This is a genomic window from Streptomyces parvulus, from assembly GCF_014648855.1.
Taxonomy (GTDB): Bacteria; Actinomycetota; Actinomycetes; order Streptomycetales; family Streptomycetaceae; genus Streptomyces; species Streptomyces parvulus.
In genome coordinates, this window is record NZ_BMRX01000017.1 from 76,366 (window position 1) to 93,913 (window position 17,548).

At 73.2% G+C, this 17,548-nt stretch carries 16 protein-coding genes; 11 read left to right on the top strand and 5 right to left on the bottom strand.

Features of this window, described 5'->3' with window-relative positions:
* The first annotated feature begins 23 nt into the window (after positions 1-23).
* The 8 genes from IE108_RS29360 to IE108_RS29395 are packed head-to-tail and all read left to right on the top strand — an operon-like array spanning position 24 to position 8,004.
* Entirely contained in the window at positions 24-803 is a 780-nt protein-coding gene (locus IE108_RS29360) for an arylamine N-acetyltransferase (RefSeq protein WP_079163890.1), read from the top strand.
* Between the two features lie 57 nt (positions 804-860).
* On the top strand, positions 861-2,204 hold the full coding sequence (locus IE108_RS29365; protein ID WP_064732184.1) for an NAD(P)/FAD-dependent oxidoreductase: 1,344 nt from the start codon (positions 861-863) through the stop codon (positions 2,202-2,204).
* A gap of 6 nt (positions 2,205-2,210) precedes the next feature.
* Entirely contained in the window at positions 2,211-3,284 is a 1,074-nt protein-coding gene (locus IE108_RS29370; protein ID WP_064732185.1) for a 3-dehydroquinate synthase family protein, read from the top strand.
* Positions 3,281-4,102: a shikimate dehydrogenase family protein gene (locus tag IE108_RS29375; protein WP_064732186.1), complete on the top strand. Its 822-nt coding sequence runs from the start codon at positions 3,281-3,283 to the stop codon at positions 4,100-4,102. Before IE108_RS29370 ends, IE108_RS29375 begins: the two co-directional genes overlap by 4 nt.
* Positions 4,103-4,122: 20 nt before the next feature.
* Entirely contained in the window at positions 4,123-5,283 is a 1,161-nt protein-coding gene (locus tag IE108_RS29380; protein WP_064732187.1) for an aminotransferase class I/II-fold pyridoxal phosphate-dependent enzyme, read from the top strand.
* The gene (locus IE108_RS29385; RefSeq protein WP_064732188.1) at positions 5,280-6,353 is read left to right on the top strand and encodes a Gfo/Idh/MocA family protein; all 1,074 of its coding nucleotides are present in this window, start codon (positions 5,280-5,282) and stop codon (positions 6,351-6,353) included. Before IE108_RS29380 ends, IE108_RS29385 begins: the two co-directional genes overlap by 4 nt.
* 15 nt (positions 6,354-6,368) lie before the next feature.
* Positions 6,369-7,109, top strand: a complete 741-nt coding sequence (locus IE108_RS29390) for an HAD-IA family hydrolase (RefSeq protein ID WP_079163891.1) — start codon at positions 6,369-6,371, stop codon at positions 7,107-7,109.
* Positions 7,102-8,004, top strand: coding sequence for an ROK family protein (locus tag IE108_RS29395; RefSeq protein WP_189397791.1), 903 nt, complete (start codon positions 7,102-7,104; stop codon positions 8,002-8,004). The genes IE108_RS29390 and IE108_RS29395 overlap by 8 nt, the downstream gene beginning before the upstream one ends.
* A 49-nt stretch (positions 8,005-8,053) precedes the next feature.
* On the opposite strand, the gene mhpA is transcribed toward IE108_RS29395, so the two are convergent.
* Positions 8,054-9,715 (bottom strand): bifunctional 3-(3-hydroxy-phenyl)propionate/3-hydroxycinnamic acid hydroxylase MhpA, encoded by a 1,662-nt coding sequence (mhpA, locus tag IE108_RS29400; RefSeq protein WP_373297063.1) that lies wholly within the window; start codon positions 9,713-9,715, stop codon positions 8,054-8,056.
* Positions 9,716-9,984: 269 nt separating this feature from the next.
* Entirely contained in the window at positions 9,985-10,179 is a 195-nt protein-coding gene (locus tag IE108_RS29405) for a ferredoxin (RefSeq protein ID WP_064732190.1), read from the bottom strand.
* A 209-nt stretch (positions 10,180-10,388) separates the two neighbouring features.
* Between IE108_RS29405 and IE108_RS29410 the strand changes: the two genes are divergently transcribed.
* On the top strand, positions 10,389-11,222 hold the full coding sequence (locus tag IE108_RS29410) for a metallophosphoesterase family protein (RefSeq protein WP_064732191.1): 834 nt from the start codon (positions 10,389-10,391) through the stop codon (positions 11,220-11,222).
* A gap of 38 nt (positions 11,223-11,260) precedes the next feature.
* Here IE108_RS29410 and IE108_RS29415 read toward each other — a convergent pair whose 3' ends face one another.
* On the bottom strand, positions 11,261-12,580 hold the full coding sequence (locus tag IE108_RS29415) for a helix-turn-helix transcriptional regulator (protein ID WP_159394658.1): 1,320 nt from the start codon (positions 12,578-12,580) through the stop codon (positions 11,261-11,263).
* 317 nt (positions 12,581-12,897) lie between these two features.
* Between IE108_RS29415 and IE108_RS29420 the strand changes: the two genes are divergently transcribed.
* Positions 12,898-13,425, top strand: a complete 528-nt coding sequence (locus IE108_RS29420) for a type II 3-dehydroquinate dehydratase (RefSeq protein WP_308433822.1) — start codon at positions 12,898-12,900, stop codon at positions 13,423-13,425.
* Here the strand turns inward: IE108_RS29420 and IE108_RS29425 are convergent.
* Positions 13,383-14,816 carry a DNA primase family protein gene (locus IE108_RS29425; RefSeq protein WP_229852507.1) on the bottom strand — a complete coding sequence of 478 codons (1,434 nt, stop codon included), beginning with the start codon at positions 14,814-14,816 and terminating at the stop codon, positions 13,383-13,385. The two genes, IE108_RS29420 and IE108_RS29425, sit on opposite strands and share 43 nt — an antisense overlap.
* A 417-nt stretch (positions 14,817-15,233) precedes the next feature.
* Between IE108_RS29425 and IE108_RS29430 the strand changes: the two genes are divergently transcribed.
* Positions 15,234-16,769, top strand: coding sequence for an FAD-dependent monooxygenase (locus tag IE108_RS29430; RefSeq protein WP_064732193.1), 1,536 nt, complete (start codon positions 15,234-15,236; stop codon positions 16,767-16,769).
* Here the strand turns inward: IE108_RS29430 and IE108_RS29435 are convergent.
* Entirely contained in the window at positions 16,762-17,427 is a 666-nt protein-coding gene (locus IE108_RS29435) for a ScbR family autoregulator-binding transcription factor (protein WP_064732194.1), read from the bottom strand. The two genes, IE108_RS29430 and IE108_RS29435, sit on opposite strands and share 8 nt — an antisense overlap.
* Between the last annotated feature and the right edge of the window lie 121 nt (positions 17,428-17,548).

A 17,548-nucleotide genomic window follows, 5' to 3' on the forward strand; every position in this document is an offset into this window, starting at 1 on the left:
CCCCCACGAGAAAGGTGACGAGAGTGTTCGACGTGGAGAGGTACCTGGCGCGGATCGGCTGCGCCGGCGACACCGGTGTGGACATCGCGACGCTGCGGAAGCTGCACAGGAACCACCTCATGGCGATCCCGTACAACGGCGCCACCCAGGACTTCCGGGACGGGGTGCGGCTCGTCGACGTCGACGAGGACGCCACGTTCGAGACCTGCGTGGTCCAAGGGCGCGGCGGCACCTGCTTCCAGCTCAACCGCCTGTTCCACCGGCTGCTGACCGAACTGGGCTACGACGTCACGCTGCTGGCGGCAAGCACCGCGGAGGGGTGGGAGGCGTCCGGGCTCGACGTGGAGCACATGTTCAACCGCGTCGCCCTGGACGGCGCCGAATGGCTCGTGGACGTCGGCTACCCCGGACCCTCCTACGTGGAGCCGCTGCGCGTCGGCGACCAGGTGCAGAGCCAGTACGGCTGCCAGTACCGCCTGATCGACCGGGGATCCAGGACCGCTCTACAGCGGCGGGGAAGGATCACGCGGTGGAGCGTCGTCTACACCTTCACGCCACAGGCCCGGCAGTGGAGCGACTGGAAGGAAATGGAGGAGTTCCTCGCCCGGGAGATCGCCGCGGACACCGGACCGCAGGACGGCACGAAGATCCTTTGCGGCCGGACTTCCGGCAACGGCCAGGCCGTCCTGAAGGGACGCCGCTACCTCACGGTCCGCGACGGCCGTGAAGAGGCGCGCACGATCACGGAGGACGCCGAGCACGAACGGCTGGTCGCCCACCTGCTGTCCGACGAATTCCACTGACCCACTCCTGTCACCCAACGCGCCCGTCAAACGAATTGGCACCAGAAAGGGAAGAAGATGGCGAAGGAAACAGCCGATGTGGTCGTGATCGGCGGAGGGCCGGCCGGTTCGGTCTGTGCCTACATGCTCGCCAAACAGGGTCACTCCGTGGTGCTCCTGGAGAAGGAACTGAACTCCCGGTTCCACATCGGTGAGTCGCTGCTGCCGTACATGATGGGCCTGTTCGAGCGGATCGGACTGCGGGAGACGGTCGCGGCGCAGGGCTACGTGCCCAAGTTCGGCGGCGAGTTCATCGACCCGACCGAGAAGAAGTTCTTCGAGGGCGTCTTCCGCGCCGACTTCACCAAGCAGGGCGCCGGCCGGCACGACAACGCCTTCCAAGTCGAGCGCGCCAGGTTCGACCGGATGCTCGCCGAGCAGGCCGAGGCCGCCGGCGCCCGCGTCCTGTTCGGCGCCGACGTCGGCGAGCTGCTCATGGAGGGCGACCGGATGGTCGGCGCCCGCTACCAGCGCGACGGCGAGACGCACGAGGTGCGCGCCGCGTACGTCGTCGACGCCAGCGGCCGCTCCGGCCGCATCGCCAACCGCTTCGGGCTGCGCAAGACCCTGGAGAAGCTGCGCATGGTGGCCGTCTTCCGCCACTACAGCGGCCTCGACGAGAGCCACAACCTCGGTGTCGAGGGCGACATCCAGGTCGGCGCCCACGACGACGGCTGGGTCTGGGCGATCCCGCTGACCAAGGACACCATCAGCGTGGGCACGGTCATGCCGCGTGACGTACTGCGCGGCTCGACGGCGAACGAGCGGTTCGAGGAGCACCTCGCCCGGGTGCCGAGGATCGTCTCGCGCCTGACCGGCACCCGCCCCTCCATGGACCTCAAGGTCGAGACCGACTACTGCTACCACACCGACACCGTCACCGGCCCCGGCTGGCTGATGGTGGGCGACGCCGGCTGCTTCGGCGACCCCATGTTCTCCGGCGGCGTCCTGGTCGCCACCGCCACCGCCGTGCGCGCCGCCGAGACGCTCGGCGAGGTGCTCGCCGACCCCTCGGCCGAGGACCGCCAGATGGAGCGGTACTCCAACTACTTCAAGACCGGCTACGACACCTACATCCGGCTCATCCACGCCTACTACGACGGCGAACTCGTCGCCATGGCCGCCGACGCCGCCCGCTCCACCGACCGCGAAACCCTGGAGAAGTACCTCGTCAGGCTGATCGGCGGCGACTTCTGGAGCGAGCACAACTCCGTGGCCCAGGAGATGCGGCGCCGCAAGGAGTGGGACACCTTCGAGCCCTTCCAGCGGGTCTACGGCTGCCCGTCCTACCCGCACCTGGACGACATCGACCGCAAGGAGCGGTCCGAGGCCCGCGTCCGCCGGGTGACGGCGGGCCGGTAGGACGTCATGGCAACCGTTCCGCTGCGCCTGAGAGACCACGCGTACGACGTCCACATCGGCCCCGGGGTGCGGCATTCGCTCCCCGAGGTCGTCGGACGGCTCGGCGCCGCACGGGCGGTCGTCGTCTCGGCCCGCCCGCCGGAATGGGTGCCCGACACCGGCGTGGAGACCCTGCTGCTGCCGGCCCGCGACGGGGAGCGGGCCAAGAACCTCGCCACGGTGGAGAGGCTGTGCGAGGAGTTCGTACGCTTCGGACTCACCCGGTCCGACGTCGTCGTCTCCTGCGGCGGCGGAACGACCACCGACACGGTCGGACTCGCCGCCGCCCTCTACCACCGCGGCGTCGCGGTCGTGCACCTGCCCACCTCGCTGCTGGCGCAGGTCGACGCGAGCATCGGCGGGAAGACGGCCGTGAACCTCCCCGCGGGCAAGAACCTCGTCGGCGCCTACTGGCAGCCCGGCGCGGTCCTGTGCGACACCGACTACCTGTCCACCCTGCCGCCGCGGGAGATGCTCAACGGCTACGGCGAGATCGCCCGCTGCCACTTCATCGGCGCCCCGAACCTGCGCGCCCTGCCGCCCGCCGACCAGATCGCCGCGAGCGTGGCCCTCAAGGCGCGGATCGTGGAGGCCGACGAGCGCGACACCGGCCTGCGGCACATCCTCAACTACGGCCACACACTGGGCCACGCGCTGGAGAAGGCGACCGGATTCGCCATGCGCCACGGTGAGGCGGTCGCCGTCGGCACGGTCTTCGCCGGCCGCCTCGCCGGTGCCCTCGGCCGGATCGGCCGGGCACGGGTGGCCGAGCACCAGGACGTCGTCCGCTCCTACGGGCTGCCCGCCGCGCTGCCCGCCGGCACCGGGTCCGACACCCTGGTGCGGCTGATGCGGCACGACAAGAAGGCGGTCAGCGGCCTCACCTTCGTCCTCGACGGGCCCCGGGGCGTGGAACTCGTCGACGACGTACCGGCCGAGGTGGTCGCCCGCGTCCTCGACGGGATGCCCCGGGCCCCCCTGGCCGACCTCGTCGGCACCGCCGTCCCCGCCACGGACACTCCGGAGACGGCACGCTCATGAGGCAGCCGACCCAGCCGCCCCCCGCCCCGCCCATCCAGGGCACCACCCGCCTGTACGCCGTCCTGGGCGACCCCGTCGCCCAGGTCCAGGCGCCCTCGCTGGTCAACCCCCTCCTCGCCGCGCTCCACCGCGACGCGGTCGTCGTCCCGGTGCACGCCCGGCCCGAGCACCTGGAAACGGTCGTGCGCGGTCTGCAACGCGTGCAGAACCTCGACGGCATGTTCGTCACCGTCCCCCACAAGGCGGCCGTCCGCCACCTCGCCGACCGGTGCGGTACGACCGTCGACATCGTCGGCACCGCCAACGTGCTGCGCCGCGAGGCCGACGGAGGCTGGCTCGCGGAGAACTTCGACGGCTCGGGCTTCGTGACGGGCCTCGTCGGAGCCGGCCACGACCCGCGGGGCGGCACGGCGGCCCTCGTCGGCACGGGCGGCGCGGGCAGCGCCATCGCCGCCGCGCTCCTCACCGCCGGCACCGAGCGGCTCCACCTGTACGACACGGACCCCGCGAGGCTCGCCGCACTGACCGCCCGGCTCGACGCCCACTGGCCGGGGCGGGTGCGCGCGCTGGACGGACCGCTGCCGCGCGACCTCGGCCTCGCCGTCAACGCCACCCCGCTCGGACTGCGCGCCCACGACCCGCTGCCCTTCCCCCTGGAACCACTGGCTCCGGACTGCGTCGTGGCCGACATCGTCATGAAACCCCGCGAGACCCGGCTGCTGCGCGAGGCCGCGGCCCGCGGACACCGCATCCACCACGGCATTCACATGCTCGAGGGACAACTGAATTCCTACCGGGAGTTCTTCGACTTCCGCTGAATTGACCGACTTGGAGAATCATGAACGTGCGACAGGCGCCGGACTACCCCGAGTGGCCGCAGTACGACGAAAAGGAGCGCGAAGGTCTCGTCCGCGCACTGGAGCAGGGCCAGTGGTGGCGCATGGGCGGAAGCGAGGTCGACTCCTTCGAGCGGGAGTTCGCCGAACTCCACGGCGCACCCCACGCCCTGGCCGTCACCAACGGCACCCACGCCCTGGAACTCGCCCTCCAGGTCATGGGAGTGGGCCCGAGCAGCGAGGTCGTCGTCCCGGCCTTCACCTTCATATCCTCGTCGCAGGCGGCGCAGCGGCTCGGCGCCGTCGCGGTGCCCGTCGACGTCGACCCGCACACCTACAACATCGACGTGGCCGCCGCCAGGGCCGCCGTGACGTCCCGCACCCGGGCCATCATGCCCGTGCACATGGCGGGCTTCCTGGCCGACATGGACGCGCTCGCCGAGCTGTCCGCCGACACCGGCGTCCCGCTGCTCCAGGACGCCGCGCACGCCCACGCCGCCCGCTGGCGCGGCAAGCGCGTCGGTGAACTCGGCTCCATCGCCGCGTTCAGCTTCCAGAACGGCAAGCTCATGACGGCGGGCGAGGGCGGCGCCGTGATCTTCCCCGACACGGAGCGGTACGAGGCGGCGTTCCTGCGGCACAGCTGCGGACGCCCCCGTACCGACCGCCGCTATCTGCACCAGGTCGCCGGCACCAACCTGCGGCTCAACGAGTTCTCCGCGGCGGTGCTGCGCGCCCAGCTCAGCCGCCTGGAGGCGCAGATCGCCACACGCGGTGAGCGCTGGGCCGTGCTCTCCCCGCTGCTCGCCGCCATCGACGGCGTCGTCCCGCAGCGCGGCGACGACCGCACCGACAACCCCTCGCACTACATGGCGATGTTCCGCGTGCCCGGCATCTCCGAGGACGACCGCAACGCCCTGGTCGACCGCCTCGTGGCGGCCGGCGTGCCCGCGTTCGCCGCGTTCCGCGCCATCTACCGCACCGACGCCTTCTGGGAGATCGGCGCCCCGGACGAGACGCCCGAGCAGGTCGCCGAGCGCTGCCCCAACACCGAGGCCATCAGCCGGGACTGCGTCTGGCTGCACCACCGCGTCCTGCTCGCCGGCGAGCAGGACATGCACCGTACGGCGGAGATCGTCGCGGCTGCCGTGGCCGCCGTATGAGCGTCAGGACGGCCGTCGTCGGGCTCGGCTGGGCGGGGCGGGAGCTGTGGCTGCCGCGTCTGGCCGAGCACCCCGGCTTCGACGTGGTCGGCGCCGTGGACCCGGCGCCGGCGGCGCCCGACGCGGCACCGGGCGTCCCCGTGCACCCGGCGCCGGACGCGCTGACGGCCCGCGAGGTCGACCTCGCCGTGGTCGCCGTGCCCAACCACCTGCACGCGGAGGTCGCGGCCGGGCTGCTGCGCAGGGGCATCTCCGTCTTCCTGGAGAAACCCGTCTGCCTGACCTCGGGCGAGGCCGCCGTCCTGGCCGCCGCCGAACGGGACGGCGGCGCCACCCTGCTGGCCGGCAGCGCCGCCCCGCACCGCGCCGACGTGGGCGCCCTCGCCCGCCTCCTGCCGGAACTGGGCCACGTCCGCCACGTCGACCTGTCCTGGGTCCGGGCGCGCGGCATCCCGCAGGCCGGCGGCTGGTTCACCCAGCGCAGCAAGGCCGGCGGCGGCGTCCTCTTCGACCTCGGCTGGCACCTGCTCGATACGCTCGCCGCGCTGCTCGGACCGGCCGGCTTCACCCAGGTCCTCGGCGTCACCTCCAACGACTTCCTCGGCACCGGCGCCTGGAGCGCGGCCTGGCGGCGGGACGAGGCGACCGCCCTTCCCGCCGGGGACGTGGAGGACACCGCCTGGGGCTTCCTCGTCCGCGAGGACGGCGTCTCGGTCGGCCTCCGCGCCGGCTGGGCCTCGCACCAGGCGCGGGACGTCACCCGCATCCGGGTGACCGGCAGCGCCGCCACCGCCGAACTGCGCTGCACCTTCGGCTTCAGCCCCAACCGCCATCCGCACGCCGAACTGACCCTGACGCGCGAGGGCATAACGACCACCCTGCCGGTACCGCAGGAGCCCATCGGTACGGAGTACCGGCGGCAGCTGGACGTCCTCGCCGGCGTCCTGACCGACCCGGGCCGGCGCGGCAGGGCCGCCGCCGAGGCCCGTACGACCGTGGGCGTCATCGAGGACTTCTACGCCTCGGCCCGCCGCCCGCACGAGCAGACCGCCGTGCCCGCCCCCCACTAGAAGGCCAGGAAGCCGATGAGATCACCGAGTTCGACAGGCCCGGCCGGGCTCGCGGAACGCCCCGTCGTCCCGGGCACCGTCCGGCCGGCGACGACGCCCTTCACGCCCCGGCCGGTCAGACGCGCCGTGGTCTTCGACCTGGACGGGGTCCTCGTCGACAGCTTCGCCGTCATGTACGAGGCGTTCGCCGTCGCGTACAAGGAGGTCGTCGGCGACGGTCCCGCGCCCTTCGACGAGTACCGCCGCCATCTGGGGCGCTTCTTCCCGGACATCATGCGGATCATGGACCTGCCCCTGGAGATGGAGGAGCCCTTCGTCCGCGAGAGCTACCGGCTCGCAAGCCAGGTGCCGGTCTTCGACGGTGTCGTCGAACTGCTCACCACCCTGCGGGTGCGCGGCCTCCGGCTCGCCGTGGCCACCGGCAAGAGCGGGGAACGGGCCCGCTCCCTGCTCGGGCAGCTGGGACTGCTGCCCTTCTTCGACCACGTGATCGGCTCGGACGAGATCGCCCGCCCCAAGCCCGCCCCGGACATCGTGGAGCACGCCCTGCACCTGATGGGCTTCGCACCCGAGCAGGCCGTCATGGTCGGTGACGCACCCACCGACATCGCCAGCGCCCACGGCGCCGGTGTGACCTCGGCCGGAGCCCTGTGGGCGCTGTCCGAGACCGACGAACTGCTGGACGCGCGGCCGGACATCGTCCTGGCCCGCCCCGCCGACCTGCTCGCCCTGTGCCCCTCCGTGCCCGGTGACTGAGGGCCCCTCGCACCTCGGCGTCGACATCGGGGGCACCAAGGTGGCGCTGCGAGTGGAGGCCGGCGCGCGGTGCCTGGCCGAAACCGTCTTCGCCTGGGGACCGCGGCACGACGCCGAGCGCGACCTCGCGCAACTCGCCCGGCACGTCCGGGAGTTCTGCGCACGGCTGGACGCACCCCCGGGCGCGGTGGGCGTCGCGATGCCGGCGACCGTCGGGCCCGACGGGCGGGTCACCGCCTGGCCCAGCCGCCCCGAGTGGACCGGCACGGACCTGAGCGCGGCCCTGCGCACGCTGGTGCCCGGCGCCCCCGTCGCCTGGGCGGACGACGGAGACCTCGGCGCGCTCGCCGAGGCCCGCGCCGCCGACTGCGCCGACCTCCTCTACGTCGGGGTCGGCACGGGCGTCGGGGGCGGCCTCGTCCTGCGCGGCGCCCTCTGCCCGGGTCTTGGCCGCGGATCCTTCGAGATCGGGCACACGGTCGTCGAGCTGGACGGCCCCCGGTGCGTGTGCGGGCGCCGGGGCTGCCTCCAGGCGACGGCCTCGGGCCCGGCCACACTGCGCCGGGCGGCCCTGCTGCGAGGCGGCGACGTCGGCTACGACGTGCTGCGCCAGGCCTGGCACGACGAACTCCCCTGGGCCGTCACCGCCCTGCGCCGCACCTGCCGTGCGCTGGCCGCGGCCGCCGTCGGCGTCCAGGAACTGGTCCACCCGCGGCTGCTGCTCCTCGGCGGCGGCTTCGCGAGCGGACTGCCGGGCCTGCCCGACCTCCTCGCCGAGCAGCTCGCCGACCTGGCCCGCCCGGGCCACCCGCCGCTGCCGGTCCGCCCCGCCGCGCTGGGCGCGCTGTCGTCCCTGCACGGCGCGGTGGAACTGGCCCGGCTGACCGCTCCCTGAGCGGCCGCCGGGCCGGGAGCCCGCGGCCGTCTGCGTGGCGGAGGGCCGCTCAGGCCGCTCGGCGCGCCGCTCCGGCCGGCACCGGCGACGCCAGCCGCTCGCGCAGGTCGTCGACGAGGGCCGCGGTGTCCTCGGCGCCGCTCGCGGCACCGAAGACGTGGTAGTCCGGGCGGACCAGGAGCGCGGTCGCGCCGTGCTCGGCCAGCCAGCCGCCGTAGACACCGTCGGTGTCGACGACGTCCGTCAGGCCCTCGGCCCCGCTCTCCCCGTTCTCCCCGGCCGGCCGGGCCGCTCCGGGAGGAGACAGGCGGACCACGCGGGTGTCGAGGGCGGCGAGGAAGGCACACCGGTCCGCCCCGAGCGCGGGGCGCGGGTCCTCGGTGGTGAGCAGCACGAAGCCCCGGCCCACGACCTCGTCGAACAGTCCCGTGCCGTTCTCCCCGCTCACCCGTGCCTGCGGCACCACCGCACCGGCCGGCTGCCCGCCCGTCGGCCCCCGCAGCAGCCCGGCGGTCAGCGGCTTCGCGGCCTCCGGCGCACCCGGCTCCGTACGTCCGCGCCGGCCCGCGAGGACCGTGGCGTCCCGGTCCGCGGCGGCCGCCGGGTCCGTCACGCAGATCACCCGGCCGAGCTGCACGGACGACAGGATCGACTCCTTCACGTGCTGACCGCGCTCCTCGGCGTAGGTGTCCAGGAGCGACGCGTCGGCGAGGCCGCGCAGCGTCAGATCCAGCTTCCACGCCAGATTGGCCGCGTCCCGGACACCGGAGCACATGCCCTGCCCGGCGAAGGGCGGCATCAGGTGGGCCGCGTCCCCGGCCAGCAGCACCCGCCCCGACCTCCACTCGTCGGCCCAGGCGGCCCGGAAGATGTAGGTGGTGCTGCGCAGCAACCGGGCGGTCTCCGGGGTGACGCCGTACGGCTTGAGCAGCCGCCAGGCCGTCTCCTCCCGGTTCAGCTCCGCGCTGCTCTCGCCCGGCAGCCGCATGAACTCCCAGCGCCGGTGCCCCGGCCCGCTGCCCACGAGCGTGGTGGGCCGGGCCGGGTCGCAGACCTGGACGTTGGTGGGCGTGAACTCGCGCGGCTCGCGCAGCTCGACGTCGCACAGCAGCCACTCGTAGGAGAAGCCGAGGTCGGTCACGGGGACGCCGAGGTGCTCGCGCACGAAGCTGTTGGCGCCGTCGCAGCCCACGACCCAGCGCGCGGTCACCTCGCGGTCCGCACCGTCGTCGGTCTCGACGGTCAGCGTGACACGCTCGTCCCGCTCGCCGATGTCCACGACGCGGTGCCCCCGCAGCACCGTGACGCCGGGCAGCGCCGCCGCCCGGTCCGCGAGCAGCCGCTCCAGGGCGGGCTGGTGCATGGTGTTGGCGTCCGGCCAGCCGTAGCGCCCGCCGGGCGAGAAGGCGATGTCCAGCAGGGTCTCGCCCGCCGCGGTGTGCCACTGGTAGCCGGTGGCCGGCTCCGTGATGCGGCCGACGAGGTCCGCGATGCCCGTCCCCGCCAGCAGCCGTGCGGTCTCCCCGTCGAAGCTGGTCGCCCGCGGCAGCGTGTACGGCCGCGGACGGCGCTCGAGGACGGTCACCCGCAGTCCCCGCTGGGCGAGCAGCACCGACAGGGCGGCGCCGACCGGCCCGTTGCCGACGACGGCCACGTCCGCGTCCGTCGGGGATTCGTTCCGGTCGTGCGGACGCATGGTGGGCATCGTCATCCCTACTCGCAGAGGTCGGAGAAAAGAAGGCGCGAGGGCATGGCGGGGCGCGAAACCAGGCGCGTTGAATTCGACTGGCGGAAAAGCAGGCGCGCGGAATCGGCCGGGCGAGGATCAGGTGAATTCCGCGGTCCGGTGAAGATATTCCGCAGGGTGCGCCCCGCCGCTCCGGCGTGGTGTGGGCAATTGTCGCAGCGGGCCCGTGGATTCCTCCCGGAGTCGCGCTGGAGCGGGCGGCGGACCACCGCGCCCCGGTGAGTGCCGCCCGGTCAGGCGTCCGCGCTGAGCGCACCGGCGGGGCACAGGTCCACGGCCTCGTCGGCCTCCGCCAGCAGCGACTCGTCGGGCTCGGCGTTCAGCACGACCACCAGGCCGTCGTCCTGGCCCTGGTCGAAGAGTTCCGGCGCGATGCGCGCGCACTGGCCCGCGCCGACGCACCTGTCCCTGTCCGCGACTATCTTCACAGCGATCGCCTCCTGAAATGTGAAACGGCAGCGTCGGCCATGATGCCCGAGGAATTCGCCATCGGAACACCGGACGGGAGCAGGCCTATCAGACTGAGGGATACCGGGCCCGGTAAAAACGTTCCTAGCCTGCTGCGGACATCCGCGGCGCAGAACCGGAAGGTGACCGGGCCGATGGAGAACGGGAACAAGGGGGAAGGGGGCGGCACATGACGGCGTACCGCGGCGGACGACTGCTGGCCATCAGCGACCTGCACGTCGGCCATGCCGACAACCGCGCCCTCGTCGAGTCGATGACACCGGAGTCGGACGACGACTGGCTGCTGGTCGCCGGCGACGTGGCGGAGACCGTCGCGGACATCCACTGGTGCCTCAAGACCCTGGCGGGGCGCTTCCGCAGGGTCGTCTGGGTGCCCGGCAACCACGAGCTGTGGACCCACCCGAGCGACACCGTCACCCTGCGCGGCGTGGCGCGCTACGAGCACCTGGTCGGACTCTGCCGCGACCTGGGCGTCACGACGCCCGAGGACCCCTACCCCCTCTGGCACGGCCCGGACGGCCCGGTGGTGATCGCGCCGCTGTTCCTGCTCTACGACTACTCGTTCCTGCCCGAGGGCTGCGCCTCCAAGGACGCGGGCCTCGCCTACGCGCGCGGCACCGGCGTCCTGTGCAACGACGAGAGCCTCCTGCACCCCGACCCGTACCCCAGCCGCGAGGCGTGGTGCCGGGCCCGGGTCGCCGAGACCGAGCGGCGGCTCACCGAACTGCCCGGCGGCACACCCGTCGTCCTGGTCAACCACTACCCGCTGCACCGGCACCCCACGGAGGTGCTGTGGTACCCCGAGTTCGCCATGTGGTGCGGCACCGAGCTGACCGCCGACTGGCACCGCAGGTTCCGCACGGCCGCCGTGGTGTACGGCCACCTCCACATCCCGCGCACCACCCACCGCGACGGCGTCCGCTTCGAGGAGGTGTCGGTGGGCTACCCCCGCGAGTGGCGCAGACGGCAGGGTCCGCCGGCCAGGCTCCGCAGGATCCTGTGACCCGCGCGGCCGGTCGCCGCCCCGCACGCCGGTCTCCCTCAGGAGGCCCGCGCGCCCTCCGCGGCCGCGCCCGCCACCTGGCTCCAGGCCCGCGTCAGCTCCACGCGCGAGGCCACGTTCATCTTCCGGAATATCTTCTTCAGGTGGAAGGCCACCGTGTGACCCGAGATGAACAGGCGCTCCCCGACCTGGGAGTTGGTGAACCCCTGGCTGACCAGCTCGGCCACCGCGGCCTCGGTGTTGGTGAGGGCGCCCGAGGTCCCGCCCTTGCGGCCGGCGTACTGCGGGTAGCGGCCCCGCCGCACCCCGAGTGAGCGCAGCCGGCTCACGACCCGGCGGGCGTCGCGCGGCGCCGCCGCGTTCGCGTAGCCGTCCGCCGCCGACTCGAATGCCTCGACCGCAGGCCGCCGTTCGGCGGAACGCGCGGCGAGGAGCTTGCCCGCGTCCTCCGCGGCGGACGCGGCCGCCCACGGATCCGGATGCGCGGCGGCCGCGGCGAGCACCGCGGCCGCGTCGCCCGCCAGCAGCCCGGCGGCATGCGAGGCGGCGGCGCCCACGGAACGCAGCCCGGGGTTGCGCACCGCGAGGTCGCGGGAGTGCGCGACGACGCGCCGCGCGAGCACCTCGTCGCCCAGCTTGCCGGTCGCCCTGACGAGCCAGGCGGCGGCGGTGGGCTGCGACGTCAGCAGCTCCAGCAGCAGGTGGTCGTCCGTGACGATGCCCACGATGAGCGGCGCCGCGCTCGCCGGGCCGCCCTGCACCTCCAGGAGCTGTGCCGCCGTCCAGGCGCACTGGCTCGGGCCGTGAGCGGTCTGGCCGAGCAGCGCGCAGTCCCGCAGCTGATTGGCGAAGTCGGCGCTCACGCTCATGTCGCCCTGCCGCAGGGCACCCAGGGCCGCCACGGTGTGCGCGTCGGGCAGGAACCGGTGCAGCCCCGCCCGCTGCGCCCGCTCGGCGCCCCGGGCGGCGAGGTCGACGGCGGCCCCCACGTCACCGCGCGCGAACGCGAGGTCCGCGGCGCAGAGCAGGGAGGCGGCGACCAGAGCGCCGTCGGTGTCCTCCCGGGCGGCCGCCAGCCCCTCGACCTCGGCCAGCACCCGTGCCGCGGAGGGCAGTTGGCGTACCCGGACCAGCAGCGCCGCGTGCCATGTCTTCACCAGTGCCGCGCAGTTCCCGGCGCAGCCGGCTGCCGCCCGGCCCGCCGCCTCCGCCAGCCGGACGCCTTCCTCCAGCTCCCCCCGTGACCAGGCGGCGAACGAGGACTCGGGCAGGCCCGCGGCCGCACAGGAGGCGTTCCGGCAGACGCGCGGGACGGAGAGGACGGGGGGCATGCGCAGGCGGAACGGAGAATCGAGCATCACATCTCCAGTCATGGGATCCGTGCCGTGCGAGGGGGATCCGTGCACGGACCACGTTAGGACGGCGGAGCGACGGCGACGGCGTGAGCCGACGCGGAGTGCAGAGGGCCTCGACGCGCGCACGAGCGGTCCTCGAGCGGCCCGGCCCGGGACGGCGGTGCGGGAGTGAGCGGGACTGAGCCGGAGGGCGCGGTCGAGGGACTATCAGCTCTGGGAGTGGTGCCCGGGGCCGGGCGGCTCCACCATGGAGGCAATTCGGACTTCGCGGCCGCGTCCAGCGGGCGACCGGGACAACAGAGGTGGCCTCCTTGAGTACCGTGCTCCTCCTGAACGGGCCCAACCTGGGCATCCTGGGCCGCCGGGAACCGGAGATCTACGGCACGGACACGCTCGCCGACATCGAGGCGGCGGTCGCCGACGAACTGAGCGACCGGGGCTGGAAGGTGGTGTCCGTCCAGCACGACTCGGAGGGCGACCTCGTCGGCGCCGTGCACCGGCACAGCGACAGCACCGTGGGCGCCATCGTCAATCCCGGCGCCCTGATGATCGCCGGCTGGAGCCTGCGGGACGCCCTCGCCAGTTACCCGCCCCCGTGGATCGAGGTGCACCTGAGCAACGTGTGGGCCCGTGAGCAGTTCCGCCACGAGTCGGTGATCGCGCCGCTGGCCAGCGGTGTCGTGGTCGGCCTCGGGGCCTTCGGCTACCGCCTGGCCGCGCGGGCGCTCCTGCACCTCGCGCCGGATCCGCTCCGGCCCCAGGTGCCGGTCGACGGCCCCCCGACGAGCGCGGGCACCGTCGCGCCTCACGCCGCCTCCCCGGCGGCGAGCAGCCCGATGCCCGGGTAGTACTTGCGCTGCCGGGACAGCACCATGGCCCGCGGCGACGCGAGCCCGACGGTCTCGCGGATCCTCGCCGCCAGCGCACGCGACGAGAGCGGCTGGACGCCCTCGTTCCGGCACCAGGCCCGGTACGCCTCGTGGAGGCCCGTCTGCTCGGCCCGCAGCGCGGGATCGAGCGCGCAGGCCTCCGCGACGAAGCGCCCGGTGTGGTCCTCGGTCTCCGCGTACGCGGCGGTGGCCACCCGCACCCGCTCCGGGCCGGTGAGGTCCCTGTCACCGCACAGGTAGCGCCGCGCGCCGGTGATCAGCCAGGCGAGGATCCCGGGTCCCTCCTCGGCGACGAGTACGTCGGCCAGGTTGTCGACCCGCGTGCCGTCGGCGACGACGCGTTCGAAGGGGATCAGGCGCATGCGGCGCCAGAAGGCGAAGCCGCCGGTGCCCACCTCGGGCCGGTGGTTGCCCAGCAGCCAGAGCTTGTGGGTCGGCTCGAAGCTGAAGAAATCCTGCCGCATCCGCCGGGCCTTGATCCGGTCCCCGCCCGTCAGCAGCTTGACCCGCGCCTCGTCGAACCGGTCCCCGGGCCTGACCTCGGAGCACACGACGATCCGGCGCCCGTGCAACTCCGCCAGGTCGGTGGGATGGCATTCGTAGGGACGGGCCATCAGGAAGCCGGGCGGGGCCGCGTCGGCGTAGTCCCCGAGGAGCTTGAGCAGGACGTCGAGCAGCACGGACTTGCCGTTCTTGCCGGCACCGAAGAGGAACGGCAGGACCTGGCCGCCGACGTCACCGGTGACCGAGTACCCCAGCAGAAGCTGGAGGAAGTCGACCGTGCCGGCGCCCGTGTCGTCGTCGCCGAAGGTGTCGGCGAGGAACCTGTCCCAGCGCGGAGTCGCCGTCCGCCGTGGCGCGAGGGTGGTGCGGCGGGAGTGCAGGTCCTTGTCGGGGTCGGGCGGCCCGATCAGACCGGTGCGCAGGTCGACGATGCCGTCCGGCGTGCACAACGCGTACGGATCGGCGTCCAGACGAGCCGCGTTCAGCACCATCCCCGGCGCCGACCTCGCCTGCGCCAGCATGGCGTTGACGCCGGTGGTCGACAGGGCCCGGCAGCGGTGGCGGCGCAGCGCGGCGTCCGAGTACCGGTCGAGGGGATCGGAGAGGGCAAGTGACTCCACGAGGTCGCCGGCCGCCCAGAGGACCGTGTCCTCCTCGTCGGGCCGCCAGCGGGTGGTGTCCCAGCGGTACCAGCCCAGGCCGGGGACGTGCCGGTACCGGCCGGCGTACGTTCTCGCGAACAGCTCGGCCAGGCCGCGATCGGTGAGACTCTCGGGGAGCGGCCCTGGCGCGGGTAGGGTCGGGTGCCGTGAGTAGCTGTCGGCTTGCCGCAGCTCAGAACCCATGTGCATCCCCCCGGACGGCGACCCGAGCGACTCAAGCGACTCAGATCGTGTGTGACTCCCGCACAGGAGTCCGACCAGAATAAGATACGTACCACCCGGTTTTGTTTTCAAGAGCCGCGGATTCCGGGTTGCCGGGCAACTTGCCGACCGTGCTAGGTCGGAGCGGAGAACCCCTCACGCTGCCGGCGCTCTTCCGGGACAATCTGTGACTGCGGCGTGAAGACTACTCTCTTGAAAAGAACCGTCCAGCCGGTATATTTCTCCCTGCCGAAGCCGTCCGGCACCACAGAGGGCCGGAGGTCGGCATTCCGTACGCCACGGCAGGGGGAAGGGGCGTGCACCGTGCGGTTGACACATGGCGATTCCCGTCCGAGACCCGTGCCGCGGCGCCTTTCGATGTCACGGGGAGGCCCTGGGATGAGGCGTCGTGAGCACGCGCAAGTGGTGATCGTGGGGGGCGGACCGGTCGGCCTGCTGGTGGCGGCCGAACTGGGTGCCCGCGGGGTCCGTACGCTCGTGTTGGAGGCGCAGGCCGTCGTGTCGGAGCGGCCCAAGGCCAGGGTGCTGCACGCCAGGGCCCTGCAAGGGCTCGCCCGACGGGGGTACTTCCCCGAACTCGTGCCGAGCGCGGACGCCGCCCGGCCGGAGTCCCGGGCCCCGTTCCGCTACGGCGGGATACCCGGTCTGTCCATCACCGCCCCCGCCTCGGAGCCCGGCCCCGTGCTGAACCGGCCCCAGGCCGACCTGGAGCGGCTCTTCGAGCGGCGGGCGCGGGCCGCCGGAGTCCGGATCCTGCGCGAGCACCGGGTGACCGAGGTGACCCAGGACCGGGCCGGCGTCCGCGTCACGGCGACCGGACCGCACGGCTCCGTGGTCTGCTCCGCCCGCTATCTGGTGGGGGCGGACGGGGGACGCAGCACGGTCCGCGAACTGGCCGGGATACCTTCGCGGACGTACCGGGCCACCACCTCGGGGCTCTCCGGGCTGGTCACGCTGGAGGACCCGCAGGCCCTGCCGCCGGGCTGGCACCGCACCCCGCGCGGCTGGATCGTCGTGCACGAGATCCCCGGCGCCGGGACCCACGTCAAGACCCTCGACTGCGCCGGCGCCCACCCGCGGCGCCAACTGGCGCCGACCCCCGAGGAGCTGCGGAGCGAGGTCTCCCGGATCGCGGGGAAGGAGATCGGCATCCGGGAGACGCGCTGGCTCAGCCGGTTCAGCGACTTCGCCCGGCTCGTGCGCTCCTACCGCTTCGGGCGGATCTTCCTCGCGGGCGACGCGGCGCACATGCACTTCCCGGTCGGAGCCCAGGGGCTGAGCACCGGCGTGCAGGACGCCCTCAACCTCGGCTGGAAGCTCGCGCTCGCCGTACTCGGCCGGGCCGGGGACGACCTCCTGGACACCTACGACGCCGAGCGCCGTCCGGAGGCCCAGCGGGTCATCGACAACACGCGGGCCCAGCTGGCCCTGATGCGTCCGGGGCCCGATGCCGACGCGCTGCGCGGGGTGTTCGCCGACCTCGTGACCGCGGACCGGGAGAGCCGGTACCTCAGCGACATGATCAGCGGTCAGGACACCGTCCTGCCGGGACGCTCCCAGCCGTCCTCCGCTTGGGAAGGAAGGTTCCTGCAGAACGTCACCCTGAGCACGGGGGAGGGCCGGGCCGACGTGATCGAACTGCTGCGGGCGGGCCGGCCCCTGCTGCTGGTCTTCGGCGAGGAGGGCCGCCGGTGCGCGCGGCGGGCGCGCGCGTGGTCGGGGGCCCTGCGACTGGTGTGCGCCGAGCCGACCCCCGACATTCCCTGCGACGCCCTGCTGGTGCGGCCCGACGGGTACGTCGCCTGGGCGTCGGCTCGTGGCGGAGAGGGCCCGGGTGAGGCGCTCGCCCGGTACTTCGGCAGCCGGCGGGTTCCGGTCGCCGAGAGGCGGGTGCTGGCGGGCGCGGTCAGCTAGCCACGGCCGCCGGCTCCAGCAGGTCGCGCTGGATCTCCTCGAAGACGTCGGCGCCCCGGCTCTCGGAGAGGTCCAGCGAGGTGAGCACCGAGGGCACGGCGATGCTGGGGAACAGATGACGAAGCAGCTCGGAGGACTTGCGCCGCAGGTCCTGGTAGTCGCTCACCGCCTGGGACATGGACTGGACGCCGGCGAAGGTGCCCACCACGACGTCGGCGGTGACCGACGGGATCACGTGGGGCAGCAGCTCGCCCTGGGCCTGCCCCCGCTCCAGCAGGGCCTGGCAGACCTCGCTCCAGCGCATGAACGGACCGCTGCGGTCGAGTCCCTCCGCGTGCTGGTCCATGCTCAGCCGCACGCCCGCGCGCACCATGGGGTCGGACTGGAGGCGGTAGGCGTGCAGGAGGACCACGTCCGCCAACTCCTGCAGCTTGCACGAGCGCTCGGGGATGACGAAGCGCTGGTCCTGCTCCTCCAGCACCCCGAGGGCGAGCTGCTCCTTCGAGCTGAAGTGGAAGTACAGCGCTCCCTTGGTCACACCGGCCGCGCCCAGGATCTCGGCGATGGTCGCTGCCTGGTACCCGCGCTCCTCGAAGATCTTCGCCGCTGCCTCAAGGATGTTCCTGCGGGTCCGGATGGCACGATCCTGCTTCACCACTCTGCCGCCCTCCCCTTCTCGAAGATCGCTCGGCGGCCTGGAAGCCTCTGACCGACTCCCAAAAAAACCGCACAGTACGTATCTTACAACTGGTTGAGCTTCGCGCAGCCGGAAGGTTGCG

Bases quoted from the DNA above. Each gene is read 5' to 3' on its own strand.
- IE108_RS29375 (WP_064732186.1), top strand. From the start codon at position 3,281: ATGAGGCAGCCGACCCAGCCGCCCCCCGCCCCGCCCATCCAGGGCACC.
- IE108_RS29380 (WP_064732187.1), top strand. From the start codon at position 4,123: ATGAACGTGCGACAGGCGCCGGACTACCCCGAGTGGCCGCAGTACGAC.
- IE108_RS29415 (WP_159394658.1), bottom strand. From the start codon at position 12,580: ATGCTCGATTCTCCGTTCCGCCTGCGCATGCCCCCCGTCCTCTCCGTC.
- IE108_RS29430 (WP_064732193.1), top strand. From the start codon at position 15,234: ATGAGGCGTCGTGAGCACGCGCAAGTGGTGATCGTGGGGGGCGGACCG.
- IE108_RS29385 (WP_064732188.1), top strand. From the start codon at position 5,280: ATGAGCGTCAGGACGGCCGTCGTCGGGCTCGGCTGGGCGGGGCGGGAG.
- IE108_RS29365 (WP_064732184.1), top strand. From the start codon at position 861: ATGGCGAAGGAAACAGCCGATGTGGTCGTGATCGGCGGAGGGCCGGCC.
- IE108_RS29410 (WP_064732191.1), top strand. From the start codon at position 10,389: ATGACGGCGTACCGCGGCGGACGACTGCTGGCCATCAGCGACCTGCAC.
- mhpA (WP_373297063.1), bottom strand. From the start codon at position 9,715: ATGACGATGCCCACCATGCGTCCGCACGACCGGAACGAATCCCCGACG.
- IE108_RS29425 (WP_229852507.1), bottom strand. From the start codon at position 14,816: ATGGGTTCTGAGCTGCGGCAAGCCGACAGCTACTCACGGCACCCGACC.
- IE108_RS29370 (WP_064732185.1), top strand. From the start codon at position 2,211: ATGGCAACCGTTCCGCTGCGCCTGAGAGACCACGCGTACGACGTCCAC.
- IE108_RS29390 (WP_079163891.1), top strand. From the start codon at position 6,369: ATGAGATCACCGAGTTCGACAGGCCCGGCCGGGCTCGCGGAACGCCCC.